Source organism: Bacillus cereus group sp. MYBK139-1 (assembly GCF_051916915.1).
Classification (GTDB): domain Bacteria; phylum Bacillota; class Bacilli; order Bacillales; family Bacillaceae_G; genus Bacillus_A; species Bacillus_A pacificus.
Genome location: NZ_JBQAHO010000001.1, coordinates 990,205 through 1,003,856, shown reverse-complemented (window position 1 = coordinate 1,003,856; position 13,652 = coordinate 990,205). Strand labels below are relative to the sequence as shown.

The window sequence follows — 13,652 nt, the reverse complement described above, 5'->3', positions numbered from 1 at the left end:
GTTTGGCATCTACTTATGTAGATGCTTTTTTTAATTAAATAACTGATAATTATTTATCAATCTAAAGTAGCAAGTATATTAGGACTATTAGGTGAAGATTGACGGTAATAATTACAGTATGCTTAAGAAGCGAATTGAAATGTAAGGAGTGAGAAATAAGTGCTAAATATTTTAGTGGTTAATTTTCCAGCAGAGGGACATGTAAATCCTACATTAAGTTTAGTCAAAGCCTATACGGAACGGGGTGATCACGTACATTATATTACGACAGAACAATTTAAAGACAGAATTGAAGATTTGGGAGCTACTGTATATACACATCCAGATTTATTAAAGGAGATTTCTATTGACTCTGAAACTCCAGATGGGCTGAATTCTTTCTTTCGTGTACATGTTCAAACTTCTTTATATATATTAGAAATTACGAAACAATTATGTGAAAACATACATTTTGATTTCGTAATTTATGATATATTTGGCGCTGGAGAGTTAGTAAAGGAATATTTACAAATTCCAGGCATAGTTTCTTCTCCTATATTTTTAATTCCTCCAAAATTTTTGGAGACATTACCTTTTCATCCAAATGCAGAAATAACATTTCAACCCGATGAAATTTCTGAACAGTTACTATATCAAATGGAACATGGATTTGGAGTAAAGCCTAAAAATAATCTTCAATTTATGCATAACAAGGGAGATATTACTCTTGTGTACACAAGTCGTTATTTTCAACCGAATAGTGATTTATTTGGAAGAAATAACATTTTTATTGGGCCGAGTATTTCAAAACGTAAAACAAATGTAGAGTTTCCACTTGAATTGCTTAAAGGTAAAGAAGTTATATATATTTCAATGGGGACACTGCTTGAAGGACTTGAACCATTCTTTAATATGTGCATTGATGCTTTTTCGGATTTTGATGGAATAGTTGTAATGGCAATTGGTGATAGAAATGATCGTTCTGAAATTAAGAAAGCGCCAGACAATTTTATAATTGCTCCATACGTACCTCAATCAGAAGTATTAAGTGAAGCAGATGTTTTTATTACACATGGCGGTATGAACAGTGTACACGATGCTATTCATTTTAATGTCCCGTTTGTCATCATTCCACATGATAAAGACCAGCCAATGATAGCACAAAGATTAACTGAGCTTGAAGCAGCGCATCGGTTATTGAAAGAGAATGTTAATGTGCAAACGTTAAAAGAAGCGGTAACCGATGTTCTTTCAAATGAAAAGTATAAGCATGGAATACGAAAACTGAAAGATAGTTTTTTAGAATGTGGTGGTTCAAAAGAAGCAATTGCAGTGATTACATCTTTTTTAAATAAATAGTTTAGACAATATAAAAGCATAGAGGCTGTACCTTTATGCTTTTATATAATTATCCTGCAAACTGCACAGCAGTATTTGCATGTAAAAAAGCAGTATCAAAAACAGGAACAGTAAGATCGTTTTGGGAAATGAGCAATGGTATTTCGGTGCAACCTAGTAGTATACCTTCTGCACCATTTTGAATTAATGATTTTGTAATTTGTAATAGCTTTTCTTTTGATGTTTCTGAAATAATTCCTTTACTTAATTCATTTAAAATAACATGATGAATAAAATTTCTTTCCTCTTTATTGGGGATGATTGTCTCAATGTTATAATTCGCTAGTCGTGATTTATAGAAGTCTTGTTCCATCGTTTGTTTCGTACCCAATAATCCGATACGCTTTATATTCTGTTCTACCATTACTTTAGCACTTACATCACCGATATGAAGAAGAGGAATGGATATTGCACTTTCTACTTCTTCAGCAAATAAATGGACCGTATTGGAACACATTAATAAACATTCAGCTCCGGATTTTTCAACCTTCTTTGCAACGGTGACTAATTCGTTTTTCACTTCTTCATATTGGTTATTTTGTAATAAAGTAGTTACTTCACCAAAGTCCATGCTATATAAAACAAGCTTTGCATTTTGATCGTATTGAGAGAGTGTAAGTGTATTAATATGTTTATAGTATAATGATGTAGATTCCCAACTTAGTCCACCAATTAAACCGATTACTTTCATCGTACATTCCTCCCGTAACTATTTTGAATTCATTATTTCACAATTCCGATAAGAATACAATGATTTAAATGTACTATTAAACAAAAAATAAAAATAATTAGAAAAGTATTGAAAATTATTTTTTTTAATGCCATAATACGAATTACAAATTAATACTTATCCAGAGAGGTGGAGGGAACGGCCCTATGAAACCTCAGCAACCCCTATATATATTTATAGGAAGGTGCTAATTCCGCAGAGAACACGATGTGTTTTTTGGAAGATAAGAGGATTCTTGAACGTGAAAGAAAATGACCTCTTATGTAAGAGGTCATTTTTTGTTGTATAGAAAGGGAGTGTCGATGCATAATTCATTTTCAAAATAAATATAGAGTAATAAAAGTTGACTATTAAGAGAGGAGAATTGTAATGAACAAATTATCAACAAAATTAGTAGTGGCAATTGGAATTGGAGCAGCATTATACGGGATATTAGGACTTTGGGGATTTTCTATTGCACCCAATACATTTATTAAACCTGCGTTAGCTATTTTAACCATTTTTGGTGCGTTATTTGGCCCAGTGGCAGGACTGTTAATAGGACTTATCGGTCATACCGTAACAGATACAATTGCTGGCTGGGGTATTTGGTGGGGCTGGGTTTTTAGTTCAGGCATTATCGGCTTTGCAATGGGGCTTATTCAAAAAAGAGTTGGCTTTAGTGTGAAAAACGGGACATATAATAAAGGAGATATTTCCTATTTAGCTATTACTGGGTTAATTGGTATTGTCATTGCTATTATATTTGCTGGGGCGTTCGATATTATTGTGATGGGAGAACCGTTTGACAAAATTGTTATACAAGTATTAGGTGCAACAATTGCTGATGTTATTGTATTTTTAGTTCTTGGATTGCCAATTACAATAGGGTTAGCTAAATCTAATAAGAAACATACACATTTAAAAATTGAAAAGTAGGGATGTTAACATGCAACCAATTATTTCTTTTGAACAATTCAACTTTCAATATAAGCATGCAGCGCAGCCTACTGTTAAAGACGTTACATTTCATATATATCCTGGGGAAAAAGTGCTGATTGCTGGGCGAAGTGGTTCAGGGAAATCGACATTAGCTCATTGTATGAATGGGCTAATCCCATTTTCTTATGAAGGGACTAGTACTGGTACTATTTTAATTGCCGGAAAAGACCCAAGGAAAGGAAGTATTTTTGAACAGAGTAAACAGGTTGGAACAATTTTGCAAGATCAAGATGCACAATTTATTGGTCTTACAGTAGAGGAAGATGTAGCTTTTTATTTAGAAAATGAATGCGTAAATGAAGATGATATGAAAAAGATTGTTTCGGAATCATTAAAAAAGGTAAAGATGCATAATTTTCATAAACAAAGTCCACATGAATTATCAGGAGGACAAAAACAAACGGTTTCTTTAGCAGGTCTGTTAACAACAAATGCTGATATATTATTGTTCGATGAACCGTTAGCAAATTTAGATCCAGTTAGTAGCTTACATACAGTAGAACTTATTAAAGATATACATAAACAATATAATAAAACAATTGTAATAATTGAACATCGAATAGAAGAAATGTTAAACCTAGATTTAGATAAAATCATTTTAATTGATGAAGGAGAAATTGTTGCGATAGGCATACCAGAAAAGATTTTAGCATCAAATATATTACCATCTATCGGATTAAGAGAACCTATGTACATAGAAGGCTTAAAGAGATTGTATTTTGACAGTAATAATGACGTAATATACCCACTTGAAAATCTTCAAAGGGAAAGTGTTAGTGGAGTAATAAATGAGTGGATGGAGAAGCAAACTTTTTGTAAAGATACTCCTACAAAAAAAGAATTATTGAAAGTAGAGAATTTGTCATTCTCATATCCTAATAAACAAAAAGTATTAGACAATGTAAATTTCTCTCTATTTAAAGGGGAAATAGTAGCACTCCTAGGACATAATGGAGCTGGAAAATCAACACTAGCTCATAGTCTTATAGGGATAAACAAAACAAAAAATGATAGGATTTTAATTGATGGAGTAAATATCAATTCTTGGTCTATTCGTAAACGCGGTGAGGTTATATCTTATGTGATGCAAAATCCAAATCATATGATTACACAAGCTACTGTAATGGAAGAAATTTCATTTTCATTAAAATTAAAAAAATTTTCGAAGGAAGAAATTAAGCTTAGAGCAGAGGAAACATTAAAAATTTGTGGCTTGTATCCATTTCGAAATTGGCCAATTCAGGCATTAAGTTATGGGCAAAAAAAGAGATTAACGATTGCATCTGTACTAACAATAAATCCAAAACTTATCATATTAGATGAACCGACAGCGGGACAAGATTATTATCATTATAAACAATTTATGACGTTTATTAGAAAACTAGCTGCAAAGGGAATATCCTTTATTTTTATCACACACGATATGAATCTCGCATTAGAATATGCAGACAGAGCAATAGTTCTAAAGGAAGGAGAAGTTATTGCGAATAATACTGCATCTATTGTATTAGGTCATCCAGAAACGTTAAAAAGAGCGAACTTAAAGGAGAGTTCTTTATTTAAACTCGTTAAATTTAGTGGTATTGCAAATCCTGAAAGGTTTATGGAACTTTATTTTGATGATATTAGGAGGGAGGAAGGTGTATAATACATATTTTCATCGCATGGACGGATCAGTGAAATTGTTATTATTTATTTTTTGTATGACACTTACTTTTTTATTTTTTGATTTTCGCATATTGCTATTTATATTTATGATTGGATGTATCGGACTTCTAGTTGCTAAAATTCCATTTCGTAAAATTTTTATTGTTTTTACTGTTATATTTACATTTAGTTTATTAAATTCTGTTATGATCTTATTTATTACACCAACCCATGGATCTGAATTAACCGGATCATATACTTCATTTGTGTATATTGGATATGCAACAATTACATACGAAACATTATTTTATGCAGCTACACTTTCGTTAAAGTATTTTACGTTATTACCATTTACACTTATTTTTATTTATACGACTGATCCAAGCAAATTTGTGAGTAGCTTAAGTAAATTTCGAATTCATTATAAAATTACTTATGCGATAAATATTGCATTACGTTATATACCTGATATTCAGTCCGAATATAAAGTTATTAAACATGCCCAAGAGGCGAGAGGAATAGCTTTTGAAAAAGGAGAAGCAAGTTTATGGATCCGCATGCAAAACCGTGTCTTAATTTTCTGGCCTTTAATTATTCATTCTTTAGAGAGAATCGATACAGTTTCAAACGCAATGGATTTAAGAGGATTTGGAAAGAAGGATACACGTACGTGGTTCTATACAAATAAAGCGAAAAGAGGGGATTTCATTGCTTTATTTGTAGGTATTTTTATTTTAATTACTGCAGTATATTTAAAGTTACATGTATTTCAAAATTTTTGGTATCCGTTTTAAAGCACTCTCAAATGAGTGCTTTTACTTATTTTTATATAGACATGCTCAAAAAAGGGATATTTACATAATGTATAATACGAACCAGTTAAAATGATCAACTACCTATTAGTTTTCAAACCAAAAGGAGGAGAAAATATGAGTTACGGTGGTTCTTGTGGTTTTGGTGGAGGTTTCGCTTTATTAGTTGTGTTATTTATTTTGTTAATTATCGTTGGATGCAGCTGTTGGGGCGGAGGGTACTAATTTTTAATTAGTCTCCACAAATGTAAAACTAAAAAACATAGAAGATACTTATGTATCGAAACAAATAAAAAAGGAGCATAATTGCTCCTTTTTTATTTGTTGTTAGATGCGTTTGTATTACATTTCGGAAATGTAATTGTCAAAGTAGTACCTTTATTCATAACGCTTCGGATTTTCAAATTACCTTGCATCGTTTCAATGATCTTAACAGCAACCATTGTACCTAAACCTGTACCTTTCGTTTTTGTACTAAAATACGGTTCGCCAAATCGATTTATTTGCTCTTGTGACATACCAATTCCGCTATCTTCAAGTCGTATGATAACTTTATTATTACTAATAGAAGAGGAGATATTTAAAGTGCCACCATTAGGCATTGCTTCAATACCATTTTTTATTAAGTTTAAAAAGCATTGCTGAAAGTGCTGTTTATTACCAACTATTGTTGCATTGGAGAAATCTTTCGTAATATGTACTGTATTCATATTACATAAGGGCACTATCATATTAATAACTCTATTTAACTCTTGTTCGACTGAAATATGATCTAATTTTTCTGGAGCAGGTTTGGCAAATGTTAAATAGTCATCAATAATTTCTTGAGCACGATTTAATTCTTCAAGTATATGGTCAATATATTTATCTCTCGATTCAGGAGTTAAATTGGATGTTTTCAAAAGTTGTGTAAATCCTTTTACGACAGTTAAAGGGTTTCTTACTTCATGTGATATACTAGCAGCGAGTTGGCTAACAATCTCCATTTTCTCCATTTTAATTAATTTTGATCGCATACATACTGCATCTTTTATAACTTCATTTATATAAACAATAAATAGCATTAGAGTAGTCGGTAATATTATGAAGTAAATAATATACAAATTATTTACTTCAAAATTTGATAAAGTTAAGACAATTACAGTTGTAAATATTGCTAGGAAAAAGGTTAAAAACATGGAAAAAGCTACTTTTATTTTTCTATTATATGTATTAAATTTTGCGGATGCGAATGCTGTAATGATAAACATTATTCCGTAAACAATGACAGTTAGCATATTAAATCCATAAAATAAAAATCTTGTAATTAATAAAATTGTAAACAATATGATACCGACAGGGAATCCACCATAGAGTGTACCAATTATGACTGGGATTTGTCTTAAATCATGAATACAACTCTCATCCATATAGATAGGGTATCTCATACATAGAATAAGTGGGATACTCGAACAAAGAGTAATAAGTAGTGTTTTATATTTCTTTAAATAGCGCCCGCTATCGTATATAAAATAAAAAATAAATATACTAATTAGAATGTAAAGAAGATTATTTAATACGTTTTGATTAATATAAACAAAGTTCATAATATATTTGCCTCGTTATTTTGAATTTCCATTTCATATATATTATAAATGATTATAGTAGAAACTTTTTGCTTTTAATAATATAAGTTTATATTTTTTCAGTATTAGCCATGTTTAGCCACTCTTCATAAAATGTTTCAACCGATACATATCGTTCAATTCGGTTTTCATTTACAGCACGATACGCTATTTCATATAAATCCCTACTTGCTTCCCATTTTGTAAAGGAGCGATCTTTTCCACCACCTAAAATTGCGAAAGCCATTGCACCCATATTAAATACATTTGTTCTCGCATCAATCATAGCGTTTAGCTCGAATTCTTCAGGAGACATAAAACGTGAGGAACCCCATAATCTTCCCATTTTATTTACGTATGGTTTTTTAGAATATAAATCAATATCACAAATTTTCGTTTCATTTGTATTAAAATTATACATAATACTACCATCATAAAAATCTATCGCTACATAGTTTTTCTTTTCGACATATGTATGGAAAGAAAAAATGGAATTTAAGGATTGAACTCGTTTTCTAACAGGTAAATGCTTAAATTTATAAAATGGAGAGTTTGGATTTTTATATTTCTCAGGAGGCGGGAAACTCCAGTGCGAATGAAGACATTCGCCATCAAACCAATCGAAAATTAATACATATCCAGATTGAACTGGAAAATGTTCAATTAGTTTTATAAGCGAGTTATGCTTTAATTCCTCATATAGGGAAACTGAATTTTTTAACCGTTCAATAGCGTCGTTTATTGTTCCTTCGTATGCAATTGTTTGTGCCCCTGCGTATTTAATGAATTTTTTATGGCCATTTTTTTCAACACCAAAACTTATATTACCTGAATCTTGCTGGTCAAAAACTGCAAATACGGTTCCTAATTTCAAGAGCCAATCAAAATTATGATGTTCTTTTAATTGGAATGTTATTTGATTTAACTGAATTTCAACTGGTTTAGCTTCCATAATATACCTCGCATTTATTATAATTAAGTTGTATATTTCAGTATTCGACATATTTTGTAAAAATCCTATGTTAATCACATGAAATTTTATAAATATAATGATGAACACTTATAGGAGTGTGAATAAAGTGGAACAACAAATCGTTATTAAATCGTATGAAAAAGAGTGGCATGAAGAGTATTTAAAAGAAAAGGAAAAATTTATTTCTTTATTCGGAGGAGATTGTATTGCTATTGAACATATAGGGAGCACATCTGTACAAGGGTTAGGAGCGAAACCTTTAATTGATATGATGATTGGCGTAACAGATTTGCAAATTATCGAAAAGTGGATTGAAGATTTATTAAAAATTGGATATGAGTATGTTCCAAAAGAAACACCTAATTGGCGTTTTTTTAGAAAGGGAAAATGGAGAGCGGGTACTCATCATTTACATGTTTATATTTATAATAGTGACGAATGGAAAAACAATCTTTTATTTCGGGACTTTCTAATAAAGCATGAATGGGCACGTAAAGAATATAGAGAACTAAAAGAGAGACTTGCAGCTACATATCCTTTTGATCGTGTTTCTTATACAAATGCAAAAGCACCGTTTATTCAAAAAATAATAAGGGAAGCTAAACAATTTAAGTGATCTTGAAATTCTCATTTTATTTTAATCTTGTTCTCATGTTCCTTTCTTTTTTATTTGATATTCTGCTGGTTACAGAAACTTTTTAAGAAAGGAGCTTAAATGAAATGGAAAAGCTACTAAAACATAAATCTTTTCATTTATTTGTAAAAATTATAGGTTTTACTATTATTTTTTGTAGTGTAGCATTGTTACTTATTAATGTAATTTACGGCAACGTATTAAATGTAAAAGGGTTAAATAAGAAATTAGGTTCTTTCGGTGAATATGGGACGATTTTAGCTGCATCATTATGGTTTTTACGTCATGTATGGTTATTTTTTAAAAAGAAAAATATAATTGGGGTTAAATTGATAAAAGACTTATATTTGTTCATTAAAAAATTTCACGTATTCATTGGATATACTGTATTAGCTGTATCAATTACTCACGGTGTTTATTTTTTATTAAAAGGAAGTCGACATATACTTATATTTTATAGTGGTATATTCTCCCTTTTCATTTTAATCATACTAGGTGTCATTGGACTTTTCTTACAGAAACATAATAAAAAAACAAACTTGATATTGTATAGAAAAGCACATCAAATTATTGCAATTATATTTGGAGTAGGATTACTGATTCATTTAACTGTATAGGGGGCATTGCTGTTGCAACACATATTAATCATTGAAGATGAAGAAAGTTTAGCTGATTTTTTAGAGTTAGAACTAAAGTATGAAGGATATAAAGTCGATATACAGTTTGATGGGCGGAAGGGTTTAGAAGCTGCACTTGAAACAAATTATGACCTTATTCTACTGGATTTAATGCTACCAGGATTAAATGGAATAGAAGTGTGTCGTAGATTAAGGGCAACTAAAAATACACCAATTATTATGCTAACTGCACGCGATAGTATTATGGATCGCGTGACAGGATTAGATAGCGGAGCCGATGATTATCTTCCGAAACCATTTGCAATTGAAGAGCTGTTGGCACGTATGAGGGTTATATTTAGACGGGAAGAACATATAGAAAACAAGCATGTTTCATCTCTTACGTTCAAAGATTTACAGCTCCAGATTGAATCTCGAACTATTACAAAAGGAAATGAAGAAATCGAACTTACAAATAAAGAATTTGAACTTTTGCTTATGTTTATGAAAAATATTAATAGAGTACTTACCCGTGATGTTTTATTGGATCAAGTATGGGGATATGATGCAATGGTTGAGACGAATATCGTTGATGTATACGTTCGTTATTTACGTAACAAGTTACATAGTGTAGATAAGGAGGAATATATCCAAACGGTCCGCGGTGCTGGATATATAATGAAATGATTAAAAATATTGTGCATCGAATTCGAAATCTACCTATAAAGTGGAAATTAACACTTTGGTCCACTACACTAGTATTTCTTCTATTCATTTTATATAGCGCTTTGCAGTTTATTGTAATTAATAGGTGGACTATAGATTATGAACAGAAACAAATAAATAGGCAAGTGACAGAAATAGCGGCATATTACCAAGATAAAAGTGATACCCTTTCGATTAAAACGTTTGAAAGCAGTAAAGATTTCTTAAATAATATGATTGATAAGCATCAAATGATTCGTGTTATCGGCATGGATGGAAAACCAATTGTTACTGTTTCGCGAGATTTTAATGAGACATGGATAAAGCCAAAACAAGTTTTACAAGATGAATCATTTATAAAAAGACATGTTGAAGATCGCATATTAGTTAAACGTATACCAATTCAAACAAAAGAGTTTACTGGCACGATTGAACTTACGAAAAACTTAGAGGCTTTTGATCATTTATTAAAAATTATTTTAGTGGTAATGATTATTGCCGGAATATGTGGATTAATCCTTAGTTTTTTAGGTGGGGTACTAATCACGAAAAAGCTATTATCGAATATTCAAAATATAACAAATACGATGAAGCGTATTAAGAAAAATGGGCTAAATGAACGGGTTCCAGTACGTGAAAATAATGATGAACTTGCAAAATTATCGTTTCTTTTTAACGAAATGATGGACGAAGTAGAAACTTCTTTTACACAACAGAAACAGTTTGTAGAAGACGCATCTCATGAGTTAAGAACGCCATTAACAATTATTCAAGGGCACTTATCGATGTTAAATCGGTGGGGAAAAAATGATCCGGCAGTTTTAGATAAATCGCTTCAATCTAGTTTAAAAGAAGTCGATCGTTTAAATAAGTTAGTTTTAGAATTGCTAGAACTATCAAGAGCTGAATCAGAACAAATGCATCTAATTGCAGCTGAGCCAGTCCATGTAAATAGTATATTAAAACAAGTTACACAAAACTTTGCTGTACTTCAAACAGAATTTCAATTTGATATGAAATTCGATGGGAAAGCAGCATTTGTCTCAATACCCTCATCTTACTTAGAACAAATTCTTATTATCGTAATGGATAACGCAGTGAAGTATACAAAAGAAGATAATCGATATATTTGTATTGAATCTAGTGTGCAGTCAGGAAAAGTTAACATTCGTATTATAGATCATGGAGCGGGAATACCTGAAGGTGATTTGCCTTTTGTTCTTAACCGTTTTTATCGAGTGGACAAAGCAAGAAGTCGAAAACAAGGTGGAAACGGTCTAGGTTTGTCTATCGCAAAACGACTTGTAGAGAAATATAACGGAACTATTCGAATAGAGAGTAAAGAAGGTGAAGGAACAATCGTTACGATTATACTGCCTACCGTTTCACTTTAATACATTGAAAAGAAGGGGTGCTTTTACATTCCTTCTTTTTTATAGTCAAATTACTTTGTTTATTTCGAACTTTCTAGTACATTAGAATTATTAAGGGGGAATAAAAATGAAAGCTATCGTACAACAATCTAAAGCAGGATTTGAAGGGGTAGAATATAAAGTATTACCTGAGAGAAATCCTAGCGCTGGAGAAGTGAAAGTAAAATTAAAATCAGCAGGATTAAATCATCGAGATTTATTTATAATGAATAATAGAAAAGAAATGCAAGTACCATTAGTTCTAGGATCAGATGGTGCAGGTATTATTACGGAAATTGGAGAAGGTGTTTCAAGGACTTTATTGCAAAATGAGGTTATTATTAATCCTAGTATTGGATGGGATCATATTGCTGAAATACCCGAGTTACCAGAAGTGTTAGGTGGACCGAGAGATGGAACGTTTGCTGAATATGTGATAGTGCCCGCTGAAAATGTAGTGGCAAAACCGTCATATCTTACATGGGAAGAGTCTGGTGTTTTATCTTTATCGGCACTAACTGCATATAGAGCGCTTTTCACAAAGGGTAGATTAAAGCGTGGCGAACATGTTTTAATTCCGGGGATAGGCGGCGGTGTAGCGACGTTTGCTATGTTATTTGCAAAAGCAATTGGCACAAAAGTAAGTGTTACTTCAAGGGTAGAGAACAAAAGGAAGCTTGCCGAAACATATGGCGCAGACTTTTCCTTTAATAGTTCTGGAAATTGGGAAGAGAGTTTGTGCGGAGAAAAAGTAGATTTAATAATTGATAGTATAGGGCCAGCAACATTCTTAAAATATTTTGATGTATTAAAACAAAATGGGAGAATTGTTAATTTTGGTGCAAGCTCAGGAGATAACATTGAATTGCCTTTACGAGCGTTATTCTATAATCAAATTGATATTATGGGGACATCTATGGGTAGCCGTGAAGAATTTAATGAGATGATTAAGTTTATAGAGAAATATAAGATTAAACCAATTATGGATAAAGTGTATTCGTTGGAAGAAGCGACTCAAGCGTTAAGACGTATGGAACAAGGCGAACAATTCGGTAATATTGCACTTCGTATGTATTAAAAATATGATTTTGCAACAAGTATATTTAAGTAACTATGTTATGTATTCTACACATAAAAAGCATATGATTCATATTGTTTTAAAGGTTTTTCAGCTTTATACATAATTGGCCGTTATAATTAGTCTTAATATTGTCAAATAAGTGATAGTAAAATGAGAATTTGATGAGAAAAGTTTCAGCCCATTTTCATATTGATGTTATATACTGTGTAAATCAAGAAAGCTTTTATGCAAGGAGAGAGTATTATGAATTACACAGTATTTCAATGGTTTAATAATTTTGCTGGATCGTCCAAACTATTAGATTCGCTAATGATCGCTATTACAAATAGTGCTGCATATGTAGCGATTTTATTTATGCTTATCTTATGGTTTAATAATGGAAAGAAAGTTAATGCAATAAAAAAACAATACACAGTGTTATATACGACACTTTCAGTCATTATCGCATTACTAGTAAATGTTGTGATACATGCGGTATATTACCATCCACGTCCGTTTGTATCACATGATGTACATCAATTAGTGCCACATGCAGCAGACTCATCATTTGTTAGTGATCATTCAGTACTTGTATTTTCTATTGCATTTGTATTTTTGCTTAGAGGAGAAAAACTTAAATATGTCGCTCTTATTTGGGCAGTATTAGTCGGTGTTTCACGTATGTACGTAGGTGTTCATTATCCTTTAGATATACTGGGTGCTGCTTTCTTAACATTTATCACAAGTGGCTTAGTAGTGCAAAGTACACGTACGTTTGAGCCGATAGCAAAATTTGTATTTAAAACGTACGCGTTGGTAACGAAACGTATTCCTTTTTTAGCGAAATATAATCATTTAGCTTAATTTTATAAATAACTATTTGTAGGTTTGTTTGAAAGTTCTCCTTTGGAAATCCAGAGGGGAACTTTTTATTGTGCACAAGATAAGGGCCATATGCATTAAAAGAGTGACAAAATAATACTGATTTAGCATTAAAAGTCTTTATGAAATTTGTAATTTATAATAAATCAACCATCTCATGACGGAATATTCGTAAATTTCACGCACCGTAATATAAATAGATAAAAAAATAGAAACAG

14 protein-coding genes and 1 riboswitch are annotated in these 13,652 nt (G+C 31.4%); of the genes, 11 read left to right on the top strand and 3 right to left on the bottom strand.

Going from position 1 to position 13,652, the window contains the following annotated elements; genetic code table 11:
* The first annotated feature begins 159 nt into the window (after positions 1 to 159).
* A complete protein-coding gene (locus ACTFRS_RS05165; RefSeq protein ID WP_440024052.1) occupies positions 160 to 1,338 on the top strand; it encodes a macrolide family glycosyltransferase in 1,179 nt (392 codons plus the stop codon).
* A 49-nt stretch (positions 1,339 to 1,387) separates the two neighbouring features.
* On the opposite strand, the gene ACTFRS_RS05160 is transcribed toward ACTFRS_RS05165, so the two are convergent.
* Positions 1,388 to 2,068, bottom strand: a complete 681-nt coding sequence (locus ACTFRS_RS05160; protein ID WP_139865706.1) for an aspartate/glutamate racemase family protein — start codon at positions 2,066 to 2,068, stop codon at positions 1,388 to 1,390.
* A gap of 153 nt (positions 2,069 to 2,221) precedes the next feature.
* Positions 2,222 to 2,337: riboswitch (SAM riboswitch) on the top strand.
* Positions 2,338 to 2,476: 139 nt separating this feature from the next.
* Between ACTFRS_RS05160 and ACTFRS_RS05155 the strand changes: the two genes are divergently transcribed.
* The 4 genes from ACTFRS_RS05155 (at position 2,477) to ACTFRS_RS05140 (ending at position 5,772) form a co-directional block, all read left to right on the top strand.
* On the top strand, positions 2,477 to 3,025 hold the full coding sequence (locus ACTFRS_RS05155; protein ID WP_001038197.1) for an ECF-type riboflavin transporter substrate-binding protein: 549 nt from the start codon (positions 2,477 to 2,479) through the stop codon (positions 3,023 to 3,025).
* A gap of 10 nt (positions 3,026 to 3,035) precedes the next feature.
* Positions 3,036 to 4,736: an ABC transporter ATP-binding protein gene (locus ACTFRS_RS05150; RefSeq protein ID WP_440024054.1), complete on the top strand. Its 1,701-nt coding sequence runs from the start codon at positions 3,036 to 3,038 to the stop codon at positions 4,734 to 4,736.
* Positions 4,729 to 5,529 carry an energy-coupling factor transporter transmembrane component T family protein gene (locus ACTFRS_RS05145; protein WP_440024056.1) on the top strand — a complete coding sequence of 267 codons (801 nt, stop codon included), beginning with the start codon at positions 4,729 to 4,731 and terminating at the stop codon, positions 5,527 to 5,529. Before ACTFRS_RS05150 ends, ACTFRS_RS05145 begins: the two co-directional genes overlap by 8 nt.
* Before the next feature lie 135 nt (positions 5,530 to 5,664).
* Positions 5,665 to 5,772: a YjcZ family sporulation protein gene (locus ACTFRS_RS05140; protein ID WP_000120182.1), complete on the top strand. Its 108-nt coding sequence runs from the start codon at positions 5,665 to 5,667 to the stop codon at positions 5,770 to 5,772.
* A gap of 92 nt (positions 5,773 to 5,864) precedes the next feature.
* Here ACTFRS_RS05140 and ACTFRS_RS05135 read toward each other — a convergent pair whose 3' ends face one another.
* A complete protein-coding gene (locus ACTFRS_RS05135; RefSeq protein ID WP_440024057.1) occupies positions 5,865 to 7,133 on the bottom strand; it encodes a LytS/YhcK type 5TM receptor domain-containing protein in 1,269 nt (422 codons plus the stop codon).
* 88 nt (positions 7,134 to 7,221) lie between these two features.
* A complete protein-coding gene (locus ACTFRS_RS05130) occupies positions 7,222 to 8,103 on the bottom strand; it encodes a serine/threonine protein kinase (RefSeq protein ID WP_440024059.1) in 882 nt (293 codons plus the stop codon).
* Between the two features lie 127 nt (positions 8,104 to 8,230).
* Between ACTFRS_RS05130 and ACTFRS_RS05125 the strand changes: the two genes are divergently transcribed.
* From ACTFRS_RS05125 to ACTFRS_RS05100, 6 genes are all read left to right on the top strand, one after another.
* On the top strand, positions 8,231 to 8,740 hold the full coding sequence (locus tag ACTFRS_RS05125; RefSeq protein WP_440024061.1) for a GrpB family protein: 510 nt from the start codon (positions 8,231 to 8,233) through the stop codon (positions 8,738 to 8,740).
* Between the two features lie 104 nt (positions 8,741 to 8,844).
* On the top strand, positions 8,845 to 9,375 hold the full coding sequence (locus ACTFRS_RS05120) for a hypothetical protein (protein ID WP_000413329.1): 531 nt from the start codon (positions 8,845 to 8,847) through the stop codon (positions 9,373 to 9,375).
* A gap of 12 nt (positions 9,376 to 9,387) precedes the next feature.
* Positions 9,388 to 10,062: a response regulator transcription factor gene (locus ACTFRS_RS05115; protein ID WP_242293582.1), complete on the top strand. Its 675-nt coding sequence runs from the start codon at positions 9,388 to 9,390 to the stop codon at positions 10,060 to 10,062.
* Positions 10,059 to 11,474, top strand: coding sequence for a HAMP domain-containing sensor histidine kinase (locus tag ACTFRS_RS05110; protein ID WP_431084621.1), 1,416 nt, complete (start codon positions 10,059 to 10,061; stop codon positions 11,472 to 11,474). The genes ACTFRS_RS05115 and ACTFRS_RS05110 overlap by 4 nt, the downstream gene beginning before the upstream one ends.
* Positions 11,475 to 11,580: 106 nt before the next feature.
* Positions 11,581 to 12,570, top strand: coding sequence for a zinc-binding dehydrogenase (locus ACTFRS_RS05105; RefSeq protein WP_139865713.1), 990 nt, complete (start codon positions 11,581 to 11,583; stop codon positions 12,568 to 12,570).
* Positions 12,571 to 12,816: 246 nt separating this feature from the next.
* Positions 12,817 to 13,416 (top strand): undecaprenyl-diphosphatase, encoded by a 600-nt coding sequence (locus ACTFRS_RS05100; protein ID WP_440024064.1) that lies wholly within the window; start codon positions 12,817 to 12,819, stop codon positions 13,414 to 13,416.
* Positions 13,417 to 13,652 lie beyond the last annotated feature (236 nt).